General features: G+C 66.7%; 1 protein-coding gene and 1 pseudogene. Both read right to left on the bottom strand.

Features of this window, described 5'->3' with window-relative positions:
- The coding region (locus Q7S93_RS00920; protein ID WP_304711622.1) for a dihydropteroate synthase at positions 1–903 on the bottom strand (903 nt) is incomplete at its 3' end.
- 96 nt (positions 904–999) lie between these two features.
- Positions 1,000–1,131 (bottom strand): annotated as a pseudogene (locus tag Q7S93_RS00915) (homocysteine S-methyltransferase family protein); the annotation flags it as partial.

Raw genomic sequence — 1,131 nt, 5'->3', positions numbered from 1 at the left:
AGGCCCCTTGGCTTCGCTCTTGCCGCCCTTGTACTTGGGCGCCAGCTCCACCAGCCGCTCGGTGTTGGAGATGTTTGTCCGCTGCGGCCGGTTGAGGATGACATCCTCCACCGCCTCGCGCAGCTCGGCCGGGATCTCGTCATAGACCGGCAGGTCGCCGGCGTTGACGATGCCCATGTCCATGCCGGCCTGGATGGCGTGATAGAGGAAGACCGAGTGGATGGCCCGGCGCACCGGCTCGTTGCCGCGGAACGAGAAGGAGACGTTGGACACCCCGCCTGACACCCGCGCATAGGGCAGGCTCGCCTTGATCGCCTTGGTGGCCTCGATGAAGTCGACGGCGTAGTTGTCGTGCTCCTCGATGCCGGTGGCCACGGCGAAGATGTTGGGGTCGAAGATGATGTCCTCGGGCGGGAAGCCGACCTCATCCACCAGCTTGCGATAGGCCCGGGTGCAGATCTCGACCTTGCGCCTTGCGGTGTCCGCCTGGCCCTGCTCGTCGAAGGCCATGACCACGACGGCCGCCCCATAGCGCAGGCAGGCCTTGGCCTGCTCGACGAACTTGGCCTCGCCTTCCTTCAGGCTGATCGAGTTGACGATGGACTTGCCCTGCACGCAGCGCAGCCCCGCCTCGATCACCTCCCACTTGGACGAGTCGATCATCACCGGCACCCGGGCGATGTCGGGTTCGGCGGCCATCAGGTTCAGGAAGGTGACCATGGCCTGCTGCGAATCCAGCAGGCCCTCGTCCATGTTCACGTCGATGACCGAGGCGCCGGCCTCCACCTGCTGGCGGGCCACCGACAGGGCTTCGTTGAAGTCGCCCTCAATGATCAGCTTCTTGAACTTGGCCGATCCGGTGACGTTGGTCCGCTCGCCGATATTGATGAAGGTGGGACGCATGAGGCTCCGATAGACGGTCGCGCCGCAGCCCAGGGGCGCAGCGTCATAGGTTCTTCAGCCGCCCTTCTCCCGCATGGCGAAGGGCAAGCCAAGGGGTCAGGCCAGCTCGAACGGCTCCAGCCCGGCCAGGCGCAGGGCGGTGGCGCGCTCCGGCGGCTGGCGCGGGGTCATGCCGCGGACCTCGTCGGCCACGTGCCGAATGTGGTCCGGCGTGGTGCCGCAGCAGCC

It is taken from the genome of Phenylobacterium sp., assembly GCF_030646615.1.
GTDB lineage: Bacteria > Pseudomonadota > Alphaproteobacteria > Caulobacterales > Caulobacteraceae > Phenylobacterium.
This window is presented reverse-complemented; position numbering and strand designations above follow the sequence as displayed.